This window comes from Streptomyces sp. SID13726, assembly GCF_010548375.1.
In the GTDB taxonomy this organism is placed as follows: domain Bacteria; phylum Actinomycetota; class Actinomycetes; order Streptomycetales; family Streptomycetaceae; genus Streptomyces.
Map to the genome: position 1 here is coordinate 489,275 of NZ_JAAGLY010000007.1, position 16,172 is coordinate 505,446.

Genomic DNA, 16,172 nt, shown 5'->3' on the forward strand with positions numbered 1-16,172 from the left:
GGGCCGGCCCTGTCAGGAGCCGGCGCCCGGCCTGTCCACTAGTTCCACCTGGTCCACGGCGTTGCACCAGCGGCACCGCACCGACTCGATGGTCTCACTGACCACCTCGCGCTCCTCGACCTTGGGCTCTCCGGCCAGGTCGAGGTGGACGTACTCGACGACCTTCGACGAACGGGTCACGTCGAAGCGCGTGAGGTTGCCGCAGAGGGTGCAGCGCCACCGCGTCGAGGCGGTCGGCAGGGGAACCGTCATCGTGACTGTGCTCTTTCCTACTAGCCATTGTCAGTGACGCACCGGCGTCCCGATGCGTGTGGCTCGTAACCCTACGGCCTGGCGGGTACTCACCGCTCGGGCGTCCACGGCGGCGAGGCGGTCTACTACCTTGCATCCCGTTACGTCATGCTCTGTGTTCATGATCCGCAACTGGAAGGTGACGGTCGGTGGCGTGCGCGGGCCGGTCTGGGGGGCGGCACCGGTCACCTATGGGCTGATCGCCGTGTGCGGCCTGGTCTTCGTGGTCGGGCCCGCCTCGGGGCTCAATCCGGTGTACGGCCACGGTGACGCGCTGTCGGCTGCCCAGCAGGCCTACTTCCACCGCTGGGGCGTGGTTCCCGCCGAGCTGTTCGAGGGCTCCCCCGGTGCCGCCCTCACCCCGGCGACCGCGCTGTTCATCCACGGCAGCTGGGTGCACCTGCTGGGCAACATGCTCTTCCTCTATGTCTTCGGGGTGATGACCGAGGAACGGATGGGCCGGGTGCAGTTCCTCCTCTTCTACCTCTGCTGCGGCTACCTCGCCCTGCTGGGCTACGCGGCCGCCAACGCCGGCTCCGAGCAGTCCCTGGTCGGCGCCTCGGGGGCGATCTCCGCGGTCCTCGGAGCGTTCCTGTACCTGTTCCCCGGGGCCCGGGTCACCAGTCTCCTGCCGTTCCTCTTCTTCCTCCCGCTGCGCTTCCCGGCCTGGGTGGTCCTGCCCTTCTGGGCGGCCCTGCAATGGCTGGCCGCGGGACAGGCCGGCGAGGGCCCGGGGGTGGCCTACCTGGCCCACCTGGTGGGCTTCGGCCTGGGCCTGGTCTTCGCCTGGGTGCGTTTCGGCCGTACGACTAGAGTGAGGGCCGCCCCAGCTCCGGCCCCCGAGGGAGAGAACCAGCCGTGATCACCGCGATCGTCCTCATCAAGACCAGCGTGGACCGGATCCCCGAGATCGCGGAGCGGATCGCCGCGCTGGAGTCCGTGAGCGAGGTCTTCTCCGTCACGGGCACGTACGACCTGATCGCCATGGTCCGGGTCAAGCAGCACGAGGACCTCGCCGAGGTCATCCCCGGCAGCATCAGCAAGATCCCGGGCGTGGAGGGCACGGACACCCACGTGGCGTTCCGCACATACTCCCAGCACGACCTGGAGGCCGCGTTCGCGATCGGCCTCGACAGCTGACCGCTCCCGCCGGCTAGGAGTCCAGCGCCAGCACGGTGATGCCGTCGGCGGTCGCCACGTACACGCGGCCGCCCCTGACGACCGGGCTCTGGGTGCCGACGGACGCGCCGCCCTCGACCCGCTTCTGCCAGCTCTGCTCGCCCTTGCGGTCGACCCCGTAGAGCGTCGAGCCCCGGCGGACGAGGACGGTGTCGCCGGAGACCGTCGGGTCGCTGTACTGGCTGCCGTCGTCGGTGAACTGGAAGGACCACACGGTCGATCCGTCGGCGGGGGCCAGGGCGACCAGTTCGAAGTCGGACGCGGTGACGCCCATGCCGGCGAACGGCACACAGGTGAAGTAACGGCCGCCGTACACCTTGTTGTTGTCCGAGTCCCACAGCCGCTTGCCCGCGCGGCTGATGCCGTGCAGCATCCGCTCGCCGCCCGAGCCGACCATCAGCGTGCCGCCGACCAGCGCGGGCCGCCCGGCGTCGGCACCGGCCGGTGCCGCCCACAGCCGCTTGCCGGTCCTGGCGTCCAGGGCCTGCACCCGGTCCCCGAAGGTGCCGGCGTACACGACCCCGTCCGCCACCATGGGCTCCGAGGTCGGTGCCGCCCCGGTCGGCGTGGACCAGCGCACGCTGCCGTCGGGGGCGTAGGCCCGCACCCCGCCGGTGCCCGAGGAGTCCGCGTAGGACACCAGGATCAGCTCGCCCGCGGTCACCAGGAACTGACTGTTCGCCGCGAACGCCTTCGTCCAGCGGACCTTGCCGCCCGGGCCGAGCGCGCACAGCTCGGCGGCGCCCTCCCGGTCGTCCTCCAGCAGGCAGTACACGCCGTCGGCGGTGGCGAGCGGGGACATGACGGCGGCGCCCAGCGGGGCCTGCCACCGGAGCCGCCCGTTCAGGTCCAGGGCGTGCAGCGAGCCGTCCGTGCCGCCGACGTACACGCGGGTGCCGTCGGGCGAGACGGCGGCACAGGGCCCGCGCCGCCCGCCGAGCCCCTCCACCTCGTACTTCCAGCCCACCTCGGCCGCCGCGGACGTCCCGCTCGCGGCCGGGCCGCCCTGCACGGCACCCGAACCGGCGGAGGACGCGCCCGAGGAGTCCCGCAGCAGCCACCAGGCCAGGCCGCCGCCGGCCACCGCGCCCGCCCCGCCGACCCAGGCCGCCAGGATCCGTCGCCGCGAGGGCTGCGGAGCCGGGGCGGTGACGGTGGCCGCGGGCACGTCCGTGACGGTCATCGGCGCCACGTACTCCACCCCGCTGAGCCGTTCCTCCGACCCGTGTTCCGGCACCCAGCGCGCACCGCCGCCGACGGCCACGGTCGGCGTCCCGCCGGAGAACCACCCCGCCCGCAGCCCCTCACGGAGCGAACCCGTGGTGTGCCCCACGGCCGCGACCAGCTCGGCGGGCGTCGGCCGGGCGCCGGGGTCGTCCCGCAGACACGCCTCCACCAGCGGCAGTCGTTCCTCCGGTACGGCGGTGAGGTCGACGTCCCCGGTCAGGATCCGCAGCAGAACGACCGAATCCTGCCCCTCGCCGAAGGGCTCCTTGCCGCCGGACGCGTACGCGAGGACCGCGCCCAGCGAGAAGACGTCACTGGCGGGCACCACCTGGGCGCCGTTGCGGATCTGCTCGGGCGAGAGATAGCCGACCGACCCGACGACCACGCCGGTCCGGGTCAGGGCCGTGCCTTCGAGCGCCCGGACGATCCCGAAGTCGATGACCCGGGGTCCGTCCGGCGCGAGCAGGATGTTGGAGGGCTTGAGGTCGCGGTGGACCAGCCCCTTGGCGTGGATCGCGGCCAGCGCCTCGGCGAGCGCGGCCGCGAGCAGTCGTACGGCGTCCGCGGGCAGCGGTCCCCGGTCGAGCACCGCGTCCCGCAGGTTGGGCCCCTCGACGAACTCGGTGGCCATCCAGGGCCGCGCGGCCTCGGTGTCCGCGTCCACGACCCGGGCGGTGTACGTCCCCGCCCCGCCGACGGTCTGCGCGGCCCGCACCTCGTGCCGGAACCGGGCCCGGAAGGTGCGGTCCTCGGCGTGCTCGGCGCGTACGACCTTCACGGCCAGCCGCAGCCCGCCCCGCGCCTCGGCGAGGTACACCTCACCCATCCCGCCCGACCCGAGCCTGCCCAGGACCCCGTACGGCCCGATGGTCCGCGGGTCCGTCTCGCGCAGCTCCTGCACCCCGTGCTCCCCCTGCCTCCGTACGGCTGTGCTGAGGGGGAGCGTATACGCGCGCTGGACGTCAGTACGTCAGACGGCCGGGACGCAGCGGCCGTCCTCCGTGCGGTACGTCCACTTCGCGCCGTCCCTGACCAGTTCCTTCACGGCACGCACAAACCGCTCCACGTGCTCGTCCGGCGTGCCGGCGCCGAAGCTCACCCGGATCGCGTTCAGGGACTTCTCGCCGGGCGCGGCCTCGGGGGCGCCGCACTCGCCCTGGCTCTGCGGGTCGCTGCCCAGCAGGGTGCGGACGAGGGGGTGGGCGCAGAAGAGGCCGTCGCGGACGCCGATGCCGTACTCGGCGGAGAGGGCGGCGGCGAAGTGGGAGCTGTTCCAGCCCTCGACGACGAAGGAGATCACGCCGACGCGGGGGGCGTCGTCGCCGAAGAGGGAGAGCACGCGGACCTCGGGGACCTCGGCCAGGCCCGCCTTCACCTTTTCGATCAGGTACTGCTCGCGGGCGACCAGGGTGTCGAAGCCGGCCTCGGTGAGGGCCTTGCAGGCGGAGGCGATGGAGTAGGCGCCGATGACGTTGGGGGAACCGGCCTCGTGGCGGGCGGCGCTGTCGTGCCACTCCACGTCCACTCCCCCGTCCTCGCGGCGGGTGACCTTGCGGCTGGCGCCACCGCCCGCGAGGTAGGGGTCGGCCGCCTGGAGCCAGTCGGCGCGGCCGGCCAGGACTCCGGAGCCGAAGGGGGCGTAGAGCTTGTGACCGGAGAAGGCGATCCAGTCGACGTCGAGGTCCCGCACGGAGACCGGGTGGTGCGGGGCCAGCTGGGCCGCGTCCAGGACGATCCGGGCACCGTGCGCGTGGGCCGCCGCCGCCAGCTCGCGCACCGGCCACAGCTCGCCGGTGACGTTGGAGGCGCCGGTGACGCAGACCAGGGCCGGGCCCTGCGGGTCCCGGGCGGCGAGGGCCTTCTCCAGGGTCTCGACGGCCTGTCCCGGGGTGCGCGGGGCGTCGAGGTAGCTGACCCGGGCGTCCTTCCAGGGCAGCAGGCTCGCGTGGTGCTCGGTCTCGAAGACGAAGACCTGGCAGTCGGCGGGGAGGGCGGCGGCGAGGAGGTTGAGCGAGTCGGTCGTGGACCGGGTGAAGACCAGCTGGTCGTCGGCGCGGCAGTCCAGGAACTCGGTGACCGTCTTCCGGGCGTTCTCGAAGAGGTCGGTGGACAGCTGGGAGAGGTAGCCGGCCCCGCGGTGGACGCTGCCGTAGTAGGGCGCGTAGGCCGCCACGTCGTCCCAGACGCGCTGGAGGGCCGGGGCGCTGGCCGCGTAGTCGAGCGCCGCGTAGGTGACCTCGCCGCCGGTGACGAGCGGAACGGTGACATCTCGGCCCAGAACGGGCAGCTGGGCACAAATGGTCTGGACGGAGGCAGCGGTGGAGACAGACATGGGGGCTCCCGTGAGGCATGAAGAGAGAAAGGTGAGAGGGGTGTGCGGAGGCGGGGCTCGGCGCCCTATCGCATTCGCTTGCTCACGGAAGACTCCTCGAACGACCAGGATCCCTGGTTCGTGAGGGATCCGCGCTTGCCGCAGACCTCGCTGCCTACGGCCTGGTCTTCACCCGGGGCACCCCGCCACGGACGGAGGGTTGCCGGACAGTCGGCCGGGGCCTCATGACTGTCACTCATGACCTGGTACAGGAACGTACGTGAAGTGATCGCGGTCCCGCAACCCGTGTCCGGATTACGGGACCGCGCCTCGTCTCGCGCTACGCGTTGCTGGCGGCCACCCAGCGCTCCAGCGTCCGCTTCGCCGCCCCGGAGTCGATCGACTCCGCGGCCTTCGCCATCCCGGCCCGCAACTGCTCGGCCAGCGACCCGGTGGCGGGGTCCAGGGCCACCAGCGCCGCCGCCGAGTTCAGGAGTACGGCGTCACGGACCGGGCCCGTCTCGCCGTCCAGGAGACGGTGGGCGACCTCGGCGTTGTACGACGGGTCCGCGCCGCGCAGTGCCTCCACGGGGACCAGGTCGAGGCCGACGTCCCTGGGGTCGAAGGACTCCTCGGAGACCTTGCCGTCGCGGACGACCCAGACATGGGAGGTGGCCGTGGTCGTCAGCTCGTCCAGGCCGTCGTCGCCCCGGAAGACCAGGGAGGAGTTGCCGCGCTCGGCGAGCACGCCCGCGATCATCGGGGCGATACGCGGGTCCGCGACACCGACGGCCTGGGCCTTCACACGGGCCGGGTTGGTCAGCGGGCCGAGCGCGTTGAAGACCGTGCGGATGCCCAACTGGCCGCGGGCGGCGGCCACATGGCGCAGTGCCGGGTGGAACTTCACCGCGAAGCAGAAGGTGATGCCGGCCTCCTCCGCGACCTCGGCCACCCGCTGCGGGGTCAGGTCGAGGTTGACGCCGAGTCTCTCCAGGACGTCCGAGGAGCCGGACGCCGAGGAGGCGGCGCGGTTGCCGTGCTTGACGACCTTCGCGCCGGTGCCGGCCACGACGAGCGCCGACATCGTGGAGATGTTGACCGTCTTGGCGCCGTCGCCGCCGGTGCCGACGATGTCGACCGTGCGGCCGGACACCTCGATGGTGTTGGCGTGCTCGTACATCGCCCGCACCACACCGGTGATCTCCTCGACCGTCTCGCCCTTGGCCCGCAGCGCCACCACGAACCCGGCGATCTGCGCGTCCGTCGCCTCACCGCGCATGATCTGGTCCATCGCCCAGGCCGTCGCGTCCGCACTCTGGTCACGCCCGTACAACAGCGCGTTCAGCACCTCGGGCCAGGAACGGCCCGCCGCGATGTCGCCTCCAGCGGGGGTCACAGCGCTCATGGGGCCGCTCCAGAGTGTCGTACGAGAGCGAAACTCTCGTAGAAGGGTGTGCTCCCACCCTATCCAGCCCAGGGCACGGCAAAGGGCCCCGTCCGGTGTTCGGACGGGGCCGCAGCTGTCTCAGGGGCGCGGGGAACTGCGCGAAGACGCCCGCCCCCACCGAACCCGCACCCAGACCCGAACCCCACGCACGGCAAAGGGCCCGTCCGGCAAAGCGGACGGGCCCTTACTACCGCGCGTGGCGAGCGCAGCGACAAGGCAGCGATCAGTGGTGGCCGTGGCCGCTCGTGATCTCCTTGTACTCCTCGACGGTCGGCTTGGCGATCTGGGACTCCTCGCCGTAGTACGCCTCGCTCAGCTTGGCGCGCAGCTTCTCGGAGCCCTTCACCTTGCGCTCGACGCCGTTCTCGTCGACCGTGGCGCCGATCGCGGCCGGGGCGTACTGCTCGTGCGCCGTGAGCGTGTGCAGCTGCTCCTGGCTGAGCGGCTCGTGCACCTCGATGAACTCACCGTGCGGCAGGCGCTTGATGATGCCGGACTCGCGTCCGTGCAGCACCTTGTCCTTGTCGCGGCGCTGGAGGCCGAGGCAGATCCGCTTGGTGGCGATGAACGCGAGGACCGGGGCGACGAAGAACGCGACCCGGACGAACCAGGTGATGGCGTTGATCGACAGGTGGAAGTGGGTGGCCCAGAGGTCGTTTCCACCACCGATCAGCAGCACCATGTACCAGGTGATCCACGCGACACCGAACGCCGTACGCGTCGGGGCGTTGCGCGGCCGGTCCAGGATGTGGTGCTCGCTCTTGTCGCCGGTGACCCAGGACTCGATGAACGGGTAGACCGCGATCGCGACCAGGACCAGCGGGAAGATCACCAGCGGGATGAACACACCCAGGACGAGCGTGTGACCCCAGAAGTTGATCTCCCAGCCCGGCATGACACGGATCAGGCCCTCGGAGAAGCCCATGTACCAGTCCGGCTGGGCGCCCGTGGACACCTGGTCGGGACGGTAGGGGCCCATCGACCAGATCGGGTTGATGGAGGCGATCGCCGCGATGGCCGCGATGACACCGAAGACCAGGAAGAAGAAGCCTCCGGCCTTGGCCATGTAGACCGGCAGCAGCGGCATGCCGACGACGTTGTTGTTCGTCTTTCCGGGGCCCGCGAACTGCGTGTGCTTGTGGTAGAAGACCAGGATCAGGTGCGCCACCATCAGGCCGAGCATGATGCCCGGCAGCAGCAGGACGTGGATCGAGTAGAAGCGGGCCACGAAGTCGCCGCCCGGGAACTCTCCGCCGAACAGGAAGAACGACAGGTACGTGCCGACGATCGGCACGGACAGGATCGCGCCCTCCATGAAGCGGACACCGGTGCCGGAGAGCAGGTCGTCCGGGAGCGAGTAACCGGTGAAGCCGGTGAACATGCCGAGGACGAACAGCAGGAAGCCGAACAGCCAGTTGACCTCACGCGGCTTGCGGAACGCGCCCGTGAAGAACACCCGCATCATGTGCACGAACATGCCGGCGAGGAAGATCAGCGCCGCCCAGTGGTGGATCTGCCGGATCAGCAGACCACCGCGCACATCGAAGGAGATGTGCATGGTCGAGTTGAACGCCTCGGACATCAGCTGACCCTGAAGCGGGACGTAGCTGCCGTGGTACTCCACCTCGTTCATCGACGGGTGGAAGAACAGCGTCAGATACACACCCGTCAGGATGATGATGATGAAGCTGTACATGCACACTTCGCCCAGCATGAACGACCAGTGGTCGGGGAAGATCTTGCGCATGTTGGACTTGGCGAGGGAGTAGATCCCCAGCCGGCCGTCGGCCCAGTCGGCGACGCGCTCGCCGGCGGGGGCCTTGTCGCGCCGCTCGCTGTTGTTCGCGGCGCTCTCGTTGTTGCTCATCCGCGCTCCCAGAATGCAGGACCGACGGGCTCCTCGAAGTCGCCGAGCGCTTCGAGGTAGCCCTCGTCGTTCACGCCGATCCGCAGCTGCGGCAGGGCGTGGCCGGCGGGGCCGAAGATCACCCGGGCACCGTCGGAGAGGTCGAAGGTGGACTGGTGGCAGGGGCAGAGCACGTGGTGCGTCTGCTGTTCGTACAGGGAGATCGGGCAGCCCACGTGGGTGCAGATCTTCGAGTACGCGACGATTCCCTCGTGCGACCACTCGAGCTCGCGCTTGTCCTTGATGTTGTCCGGCTGGATGCGGACGATCATCAGGGCGGCCTTGGCGATCTCGGTCTGGAACTCCTCGTCGTGCTCCTCCAGGCCCTCGGGCTTGGCGAAGGTCAGCGAACCGACCGCGACGTCGGAGGGGCGCAGCGGCTCGTTGGTGTTCATGTTGACGAGCAGCTTGCCCTTGGACCACAGGGTGTGGCGGAGCTTGGTGCCGGGCAGCGGACCGAGGTCGCGCAGCAGCATGACACCGGAGAGCGGGAACAGGGCCAGCGCGCCGAACATGGTGTTGCGGAGCAGCTTGCGGCGGCCGAGCGCCGACTCCTTGGCACCCTGCTTGAAGTCCGCGTGGACCTTCGCGCGGACCTCGGGGGACGCCTCGATCGGGTGCCGCTCGTCGGCGATCTCCTCGTCGGACATCAGCGTGCGGGCCCAGTGGACCGCGCCCGCGCCGATCGCGAAGAGGGCGAGACCGAGGGTCAGGCCCAGCGCGAAGTTCAGCGCGTTGATGTGTCCGATCGGGAAGACGAAGATCGCCTTGTCGTGCGGGATCGCCACGTACGAGGTGATGAACCCGACCGTGGCCAGCATCGAGACCGTGAACAGCATGGCCACCGTGCGCTCGGACCGCCTGGCGGCCCGCTCGTCGATGTCCTGCACCCGGTGCTCGTGGGGCGGCAGACCGGGGTCGGCGAACGGGTTCTTGTCGTCCGCGACGCCTACCGCGCCGTGCGCGTCCTGCTCTGCGGGCAGGTTCTCTTCTGGAATGTCTTGGCTACTCATGACTTCTTGGCCTTTGCGGTCCGAGCGGCGACCCAGACGGCGACCGCGATCAGCGCGCCGAGGCCGAAGATCCAGGCGAACAGGCCCTCGGAGACCGGGCCGAGACCGCCCAGCTCAAGGCCGCCCGGGCTCTCGGTGTCGTCACCGTTGACCGCGTTCAGGTACGCGATGATGTCCTTCTTGTTCTGCTCCGACAGCGTGGTGTCGGGGAACGACGGCATGTTCTGCGGGCCGGTCTGCATGGCCTCGTAGATGTGCTTCGGGTCGACACCTTCGAGGGTCGGCGCGAACTTGCCGTGCGTCAGCGCGCCACCCTTGCCGGTGAAGTTGTGGCACTGCGCGCAGTTGGTGCGGAACAGCTCGCCGCCCTTGGCGATGTCGGCGCCGTCGGGGCCGTACTGCGCCTCGGTCGGGACCGTCGGTCCGGCGCCCAGCGAGGAGATGTACGCGGCCAGCTGGTCGATCTCGGCCTGCGTGTAGACGACCTTCTTGCGCGGGATCTGCGCGCCAGGCTGCTGGGCGGGCATACGGCCGGTGCCGACCTGGAAGTCGACGGCCGCGGCGCCCACGCCCACGAGGCTCGGTCCGTCGGAGGACCCCTGACCGCCGGTGCCGTGGCAACTGGCGCAGCCTACGGCGAAGAGCTTCTTGCCCTCGTCGATGGCGAGGGACTGGGCGGTTTCATCTGCCTGCGCCTTGCTCGCGGGCGCGAACACGGCGTACAGCCCCCCGGTGCATGCCAGCGCGAGGAGTAGGACGACGAGCGCCGCCAGCGGGTGGCGTCGTCGTGCGGAGAGCTTTTTCACGGATTACCCCGGTGTCAGGATCTTCTGCGTCGATGCTTGCGATGTCGGGAGCGGGCCCGGCTACTTGATCATGTAGATCGTGGCGAAGAGGCCGATCCAGACGACGTCGACGAAGTGCCAGTAATAGGACACGACGATCGCCGCGGTCGCCTGCTCGTGGGTGAACCTCTTGGCCGCGTAGGTACGCCCGAGAACGAACAGGAACGCGATGAGGCCGCCCGTCACGTGCATGCCGTGGAAGCCGGTGGTCAGGTAGAACACCGAACCGTACGGGTCGGAGGAGAGCGAGAGCCCGTCCTTCTTCACCAGCTCGGTGTACTCGTAGATCTGACCGCCGATGAAGATCGCGCCCATGATGAAGGTGATGATGAACCAGCCCCGGAGCTTCTTCACGTCACCGCGCTCGGCGGCGAAGACGCCGAGCTGGCAGGTGAGGGAGGAGAGCACCAGGATCGTGGTGTTCGTCGCCGAGAACGGGAAGTTCAGGCTGGACGCCATTTCCTTCCAGTGGTCGGGACCCGTCACCGATCGCAGGGTGAAGTACATCGCGAAGAGGGCCGCGAAGAACATCAGCTCGGAACTCAGCCAGATGATGGTTCCGACGCTGGTGAGGTTCGGTCGGTTGACCGACGGGTGCGCGTGCCCGGTTGTGTCTGTCGTTGCTGTCGCCACGACCGACATTATGTCGGTCGCTTATCCCGCCCTCACTCCGGGGGGTGCCGTTCGGAGTGTCTCCCTGCTCCATACCGGTGTTGACGTGGTGTTCAAGGGAGTAGCATCCGGGCCAACGGGCCTGTCCTTACGACGCTGACGTCACGGAGGAACAATGCAGCCGACCGCCACGGTGCTGGTCTACAGCGACGATTCCAACACCCGCGAGCAGGTGCGGCTCGCCGCCGGCCGGCGGCCGGCTCCCGATGTCCCGTTGGTCGAGTTTCTGGAGTGCGCCACGCCTGCGGCGGTGCTGAAGGAGCTGGACCGGGGCGGGATCGATGTCTGCGTCCTCGACGGCGAGGCCGTGCCCATGGGGGGCATGGGGATGTGCCGGCAGATCAAGGACGAGGTGTTCAACTGCCCGCCGGTGCTGCTGCTGATCGGGCGGCCGCAGGACGCGTGGCTGGCGACGTGGAGCCGGGCCGAGGCCGCGGTGACCCATCCGGTGGACCCGGTGGAGTTCGCCTCGGCGCTGGCCTCCTTGCTGCGGGATCGGAAGGCCCTGAGCGCCTAGGAGCACGGGGACTTCCGTCTTCGGGCGACCGCGGGCCCACGGAGTCACACTGCGGTGGGTCGCAGCCTTGCCGTCTGGTCCGCGCTCGGGACGTCCGGGGTGCCTGCCACCAGGGCGCTGCCGTCGCGCCATTTCTTCCAGTTGAGGTTCCAGTCACCGAAGCCGTTGCCGAAGGGCTCCATGGTGTCGCCGTACGAGTTGATGACCTTGACCACATCACCCTCGTGGACGGTGTCGAAGAACCACTCGGCGTTGGACGTACTCATGCCGGTGCAGCCGTGGCTGACGTTCTCGTAGCCCTGGGAGCCGGTGGACCAGGGGGCGGCGTGGACGTACTCGCCGCTCCAGGTGACGCGGGTGGCGTAGTAGACCGGGAGGTCGTACGACTCCGAGGAGCCCTCGGCGATCCCGATGCTGGTGCCGCGCATACGTACGAAGTACTCCTTGCCCAGTACGACCTTGACGCCGTTGCGGGTCTCGAAGCCGGGCTTGCCCGTGGTGACCGGTAGTTCGTTGATGACCTCGCCGTTCTTGTAGACGGTCATCGAGTGCGACGAGGCGTCCGTCACGGCGATGATGCGGTCGCCGGTGGTCAGTTTCACGGGCTTGGCCTTGCCGCCCCAGAGCCGGTCGCCGATCTTGACGCCCTCCAGGTCGCTGCGGACCTGGATCGTGGCGTGGGCGGGCCAGTACTCCTTGGGGCGGTAGTGCAGTTCCTTGTCGTCCACCCAGTGCCAGGCGCCCGGGACGGCCGGTGTGGAGTCGACGCGGAGGGCGCGCTCGACGATCGCCCGCTGGGCCTTGTCCTTGACGGGCCGGTCCAGTTCGGCGGTGACGGGCTGGCCGACGCCGTACGTGCCGGTCTTGGGGCCGAAGGTGACGTTCAGCCGCTTCTTGCCGAGCGGCCTGCTGGTGTCGAAGTCGACGACCTTGCGGCCGGGCGCCCCGTCCTCGTCCTCGGTGCTCACGCGGACCGTGTAGTGGGCGTTTGCGGCCAGCGGAGAGGTGCTGCGCCAGCGGGTGCCGTCGGTGGAGAGTTCGCCCGCCACATGGCGGCCCATGGCGTCCGTGGCCGTGACGTCCGTGATGCGGCCGTCGTCGTCCTCGGCGGTGACCTCAAGGGGCTTGTCCGGGTCGGCCTTCTTCCCGTCGCCCGTGGGGGTGTTGAAGGCGATCTGGTCGGCCGCGTCGAACGGAGTGGCCGACAGCGGGTTCCCGTCGGACCCGCAGGCGGTGGCGCTCACGCCGAGGGCGATCACCAGCAGGGCGCAGCTGACGACGGTGCGGGTACGCGGTACGTGGTTCATGACTTCACGCTAGGAAGCGCGGTCAACTCCGGCACGCCGGGTGACTCGTACGAGTGATCAGTGTTGCGGCAGAAGCAGGAGCCCGGACCCTCCTGACGGAGTGTCCGGGCTCCTTTGAGCTCAGCGCGTGCTACTGGGTGCGGTTCTCACCGTGGTAGTACTCGAAGACCCAGCCCCACAGGCCGATCATGATGACCGGCACCGAGAAGTACAGCAGCCACCAGCCGATCGCGACCGACAGGAAGGCCAGCGCGCCACCGAAGCCGAGGGCGAGCGGCTGCCAGCTGTGCGGGCTGAAGAACCCGACCTCGCCGGCGTCGTCCGCGACGTCGGCCTCCTTGTTGTCCTGCGCGCCGGCGTCCACCCGCTTGGCCGTGAAGCCCAGGTAGAAGCCGATCATGATGGACAGACCGAAGGCCAGGAAGAGCGCCGTGGTACCGGCCGGCTCCTTCGACCACACGCCATAGACGATCGCGATGGCGAGGATGAAGACGCTCAGCCAGATGAACATCCGTCCTTGGATCTTCACTTGCCGGCCTCCTTGCTGCCGGAGAGGGCCTTCTCACCGTGACCGGCGTTCTCGAGCTGGTCGAGGGCGGCGATCTCGGGGTGGTGCAGGTCGAAGGCCGGGGATTCGCTGCGGATCCGCGGCAGGGTGAGGAAGTTGTGGCGCGGCGGCGGGCAGGAGGTCGCCCACTCGAGCGAGCGGCCGTAGCCCCACGGGTCGTCGACCTCGACCTTCTTGCCGTACTTGGCCGTCTTCCACACGTTGTAGAGGAACGGCAGGATCGACAGGCCGAGCACGAAGGAGCTGATCGTCGAGATCGTGTTCAGGGCGGTGAAGCCGTCGGCCGCCAGGTAGTCGGCGTAACGACGGGGCATGCCCTCGGCACCCAGCCAGTGCTGGACCAGGAAGGTGCCGTGGAAGCCGATGAACAGCGTCCAGAAGGTGATCTTGCCGAGGCGCTCGTCGAGCATCTTGCCGGTCATCTTCGGCCACCAGAAGTGGAAGCCGGAGAACATCGCGAAGACGACGGTGCCGAAGACGACGTAGTGGAAGTGCGCCACCACGAAGTACGAGTCCGAGACGTGGAAGTCCATCGGGGGCGAGGCCAGGATGACACCGGTCAGACCACCGAAGGTGAAGGTGATCAGGAAGCCGGTGGCCCAGAGCATCGGGGTCTCGAAACTCAAGGACCCCTTCCACATCGTTCCGATCCAGTTGAAGAACTTCACGCCGGTCGGTACGGCGATGAGGAACGTCATGAAGGAGAAGAACGGCAGCAGCACACCGCCGGTGACGTACATGTGGTGGGCCCACACGGTCACGGAGAGGCCGGCGATGGAGATCGTCGCGGCGACCAGGCCCATGTAGCCGAACATCGGCTTGCGGGAGAAGACCGGGATGACCTCGGAGATGATGCCGAAGAACGGCAGGGCGATGATGTACACCTCTGGGTGGCCGAAGAACCAGAAGAGGTGTTGCCACAGCAACGCTCCGCCGTTGGCCGCGTCGAAGACATGTGCCCCGAACTTCCGATCCGCCTCCAGCGCGAAGAGCGCGGCCGCGAGGACGGGGAAGGCCAGCAGGACGAGGACGGCCGTCAGCAGCACGTTCCACACGAAGATCGGCATGCGGAACATCGTCATGCCGGGCGCGCGCATGCAGATGATCGTGGTGATGAAGTTGACCGCACCGAGGATGGTGCCGAAGCCGGAGAAGGCCAGGCCCATGATCCACAGGTCGGCGCCGATGCCCGGCGAGCGGACCGCGTCCGACAGCGGGGAGTAGGCGAACCAGCCGAAGTCGGCCGCGCCCTGCGGGGTGAGGAAGCCGCCGACCGCGATGGTCGAGCCGAACAGGTAGAGCCAGTAGGCGAACATGTTCAGCCGCGGGAACGCCACGTCGGGCGCGCCGATCTGCAGCGGCATGATCCAGTTCGTGAAACCGGCGAACAGCGGCGTCGCGAACATCAGCAGCATGATCGTGCCGTGCATCGTGAACGCCTGGTTGAACTGCTCGTTCGACATGATCTGCAGACCCGGGCGGGCGAGCTCGGCGCGCATGAAGAGCGCCATCACGCCACCGATGCAGAAGAACGCGAACGACGTGACCAGATAGAGCGTGCCGATGGTCTTGTGGTCAGTGGTGGTGAGCCACTTGATCACGGTGTTGCCGGGCTGCTTGCGCTTGACGGGCAACTCGTCCGCGTAGTGGGACTCCGCTGCCGCGGCACCCTGGGGTTCGTTGAGGATGCTCACAGGTTTGTCGTCTCCCGGTTCTTCTCGTGGGCGGTCTGCTCGATGCCCGCGGGAACGTAACCGGTCTGCCCCTTCTTCGCGAGGTCCTTGAGGTGCTGCTCGTAGCGCTCCGGGGAGACGACCTTCACGTTGAACAGCATCCGGGAGTGATCGACGCCGCAGAGCTCGGCGCACTTGCCCAGGAAGGTGCCCTCCTTGTTGGGGGTCACCTCGAAGGAGTTGGTGTGGCCCGGGATGACGTCCATCTTCATCAGGAACGGCACCACCCAGAAGGAGTGGATGACGTCACGCGAGGTGAGGACGAAGCGGACCGTCTTGCCCTTGGGGAGCCAGAGGGTCGGGCCGGGGTTGCCGGTCTGCGGGTTCTTCGTGGCCGGGGTCCCGAAGTCGTAGACACCGCCGGCGTTCGCCGGGAAGTCCTCCTTGAACCGGTTCGGAATCGCCGCCAGGTTCTTGTCGGTCTTCGCGTCACCCGTGGAGCCCGCGACGGGTTCCACGTAGTTGAAGGCCCAGCTCCACTGGTAACCCACCACGTTGACGGTGACGTCGGGCTGCTTCTTGAGGCTGAGCAGCTTCGACTCGTCGCGGGCCGTGAAGTAGAAGAGGACCGAGACGATGACGAGCGGAACCACCGTGTACAGCGCCTCGATGGGCATGTTGTACCGGGTCTGCGGAGGAACCTCGACCTTGGTGCGGCTGCGCCGGTGGAAGATGGTGCTCCACATGATCAGGCCCCACACCAGCACGCCGGTGGCCAGCGCGGCTGCCCAGGAACCCTGCCACAGGGAGAGGATCCTCGGAGCCTCTTCGGTGGTGGGGGTGGGCATACCAAGGCGGGGGAAGTCCTTGTATGTGCAACCGGTGGCGGTCGCCAGGACCAGGCCCGCGGTCATTGCCTGCAGCAGCTTCCGCCGCATCGGGCGCCGCGGCGAGCGGTCGGAGCCGTTGGGACTCACGTAGCGCCTTCCCGAGAGTCTCGCCCGCGCGTATTGGCTGCGGCCTGCCTTCTTCGGTGGTCGGTCGCCGCCCTGCGTCGGGCAGGGGTTTGGATGTTTATGCGGACCAAACCCTAGCCGACGCCCATCCGGGGGTCGCGAGGAGGGGGGCCTACCGAGTTGGGGGTTCGCTGGATTGGCGGGTGCGGGTCTGTTGTGGCTGGTCGCGCAGTTCCCCGCGCCCCTGGGGAGTTAGCGTT

Annotated in this window: 15 protein-coding genes and 1 riboswitch; of the genes, 3 read left to right on the top strand and 12 right to left on the bottom strand. The window is 68.9% G+C overall.

Annotation, left to right across the window (positions count from 1 at the left end):
- Nucleotides 1–12: 12 nt before the first annotated feature.
- Nucleotides 13–252 carry a hypothetical protein gene (locus tag G3I78_RS21940; RefSeq protein ID WP_037719539.1) on the bottom strand — a complete coding sequence of 80 codons (240 nt, stop codon included), beginning with the start codon at nucleotides 250–252 and terminating at the stop codon, nucleotides 13–15.
- Nucleotides 253–412: 160 nt separating this feature from the next.
- Between G3I78_RS21940 and G3I78_RS21945 the strand changes: the two genes are divergently transcribed.
- Nucleotides 413–1,153, top strand: coding sequence for a rhomboid family intramembrane serine protease (locus G3I78_RS21945; protein ID WP_164427139.1), 741 nt, complete (start codon nucleotides 413–415; stop codon nucleotides 1,151–1,153).
- A complete protein-coding gene (locus tag G3I78_RS21950; protein WP_020115829.1) occupies nucleotides 1,150–1,431 on the top strand; it encodes an Lrp/AsnC ligand binding domain-containing protein in 282 nt (93 codons plus the stop codon). Before G3I78_RS21945 ends, G3I78_RS21950 begins: the two co-directional genes overlap by 4 nt.
- A gap of 13 nt (nucleotides 1,432–1,444) precedes the next feature.
- Here the strand turns inward: G3I78_RS21950 and G3I78_RS21955 are convergent, their stop codons facing one another.
- The 7 genes from G3I78_RS21955 to G3I78_RS21985 all read right to left on the bottom strand — a co-directional run bounded on the left by G3I78_RS21955 (nucleotide 1,445) and on the right by G3I78_RS21985 (nucleotide 10,861).
- Entirely contained in the window at nucleotides 1,445–3,598 is a 2,154-nt protein-coding gene (locus tag G3I78_RS21955; protein WP_164427141.1) for a serine/threonine-protein kinase, read from the bottom strand.
- Between the two features lie 69 nt (nucleotides 3,599–3,667).
- A complete protein-coding gene (locus tag G3I78_RS21960) occupies nucleotides 3,668–5,029 on the bottom strand; it encodes an aminotransferase class V-fold PLP-dependent enzyme (RefSeq protein ID WP_164427143.1) in 1,362 nt (453 codons plus the stop codon).
- Between the two features lie 126 nt (nucleotides 5,030–5,155).
- A riboswitch (SAM riboswitch) is annotated at nucleotides 5,156–5,272 on the bottom strand.
- 76 nt (nucleotides 5,273–5,348) lie between these two features.
- A complete protein-coding gene (gene trpD, locus G3I78_RS21965) occupies nucleotides 5,349–6,413 on the bottom strand; it encodes an anthranilate phosphoribosyltransferase (protein ID WP_164427145.1) in 1,065 nt (354 codons plus the stop codon).
- Nucleotides 6,414–6,678: 265 nt separating this feature from the next.
- Nucleotides 6,679–8,322, bottom strand: a complete 1,644-nt coding sequence (locus G3I78_RS21970; RefSeq protein WP_164427147.1) for a cytochrome bc complex cytochrome b subunit — start codon at nucleotides 8,320–8,322, stop codon at nucleotides 6,679–6,681.
- Nucleotides 8,319–9,374 (bottom strand): Rieske 2Fe-2S domain-containing protein, encoded by a 1,056-nt coding sequence (locus tag G3I78_RS21975; RefSeq protein WP_164427149.1) that lies wholly within the window; start codon nucleotides 9,372–9,374, stop codon nucleotides 8,319–8,321. Before G3I78_RS21975 ends, G3I78_RS21970 begins: the two co-directional genes overlap by 4 nt.
- Nucleotides 9,371–10,180, bottom strand: coding sequence for a c-type cytochrome (locus G3I78_RS21980; RefSeq protein ID WP_164427151.1), 810 nt, complete (start codon nucleotides 10,178–10,180; stop codon nucleotides 9,371–9,373). The genes G3I78_RS21975 and G3I78_RS21980 overlap by 4 nt, the downstream gene beginning before the upstream one ends.
- Before the next feature lie 60 nt (nucleotides 10,181–10,240).
- On the bottom strand, nucleotides 10,241–10,861 hold the full coding sequence (locus tag G3I78_RS21985) for a heme-copper oxidase subunit III (RefSeq protein WP_031058204.1): 621 nt from the start codon (nucleotides 10,859–10,861) through the stop codon (nucleotides 10,241–10,243).
- Between the two features lie 145 nt (nucleotides 10,862–11,006).
- On the opposite strand from G3I78_RS21985, the gene G3I78_RS21990 reads away from it, so the two are divergent.
- Nucleotides 11,007–11,408, top strand: coding sequence for a response regulator transcription factor (locus G3I78_RS21990; protein ID WP_164427154.1), 402 nt, complete (start codon nucleotides 11,007–11,009; stop codon nucleotides 11,406–11,408).
- Nucleotides 11,409–11,452: 44 nt separating this feature from the next.
- On the opposite strand, the gene G3I78_RS21995 is transcribed toward G3I78_RS21990, so the two are convergent.
- The 4 genes from G3I78_RS21995 to coxB form a co-directional block, all read right to left on the bottom strand.
- Nucleotides 11,453–12,715, bottom strand: a complete 1,263-nt coding sequence (locus G3I78_RS21995) for an Ig-like domain-containing protein (RefSeq protein ID WP_164427156.1) — start codon at nucleotides 12,713–12,715, stop codon at nucleotides 11,453–11,455.
- Nucleotides 12,716–12,845: 130 nt separating this feature from the next.
- The gene (locus G3I78_RS22000) at nucleotides 12,846–13,244 is read right to left on the bottom strand and encodes a cytochrome c oxidase subunit 4 (protein WP_164427158.1); all 399 of its coding nucleotides are present in this window, start codon (nucleotides 13,242–13,244) and stop codon (nucleotides 12,846–12,848) included.
- Nucleotides 13,241–14,977: a cytochrome c oxidase subunit I gene (ctaD, locus tag G3I78_RS22005; protein WP_164427160.1), complete on the bottom strand. Its 1,737-nt coding sequence runs from the start codon at nucleotides 14,975–14,977 to the stop codon at nucleotides 13,241–13,243. Before ctaD ends, G3I78_RS22000 begins: the two co-directional genes overlap by 4 nt.
- Nucleotides 14,974–15,933 carry a cytochrome c oxidase subunit II gene (coxB, locus tag G3I78_RS22010; RefSeq protein WP_164427162.1) on the bottom strand — a complete coding sequence of 320 codons (960 nt, stop codon included), beginning with the start codon at nucleotides 15,931–15,933 and terminating at the stop codon, nucleotides 14,974–14,976. Before coxB ends, ctaD begins: the two co-directional genes overlap by 4 nt.
- Between the last annotated feature and the right edge of the window lie 239 nt (nucleotides 15,934–16,172).

Bases quoted from the DNA above. Each gene is read 5' to 3' on its own strand.
- G3I78_RS21940 (WP_037719539.1), bottom strand. From the start codon at position 252: ATGACGGTTCCCCTGCCGACCGCCTCGACGCGGTGGCGCTGCACCCTC.
- G3I78_RS21945 (WP_164427139.1), top strand. From the start codon at position 413: ATGATCCGCAACTGGAAGGTGACGGTCGGTGGCGTGCGCGGGCCGGTC.
- G3I78_RS21960 (WP_164427143.1), bottom strand. From the start codon at position 5,029: ATGTCTGTCTCCACCGCTGCCTCCGTCCAGACCATTTGTGCCCAGCTG.
- trpD (WP_164427145.1), bottom strand. From the start codon at position 6,413: ATGAGCGCTGTGACCCCCGCTGGAGGCGACATCGCGGCGGGCCGTTCC.
- G3I78_RS21970 (WP_164427147.1), bottom strand. From the start codon at position 8,322: ATGAGCAACAACGAGAGCGCCGCGAACAACAGCGAGCGGCGCGACAAG.
- G3I78_RS21975 (WP_164427149.1), bottom strand. From the start codon at position 9,374: ATGAGTAGCCAAGACATTCCAGAAGAGAACCTGCCCGCAGAGCAGGAC.
- G3I78_RS21985 (WP_031058204.1), bottom strand. From the start codon at position 10,861: ATGTCGGTCGTGGCGACAGCAACGACAGACACAACCGGGCACGCGCAC.
- G3I78_RS21990 (WP_164427154.1), top strand. From the start codon at position 11,007: ATGCAGCCGACCGCCACGGTGCTGGTCTACAGCGACGATTCCAACACC.
- G3I78_RS21995 (WP_164427156.1), bottom strand. From the start codon at position 12,715: ATGAACCACGTACCGCGTACCCGCACCGTCGTCAGCTGCGCCCTGCTG.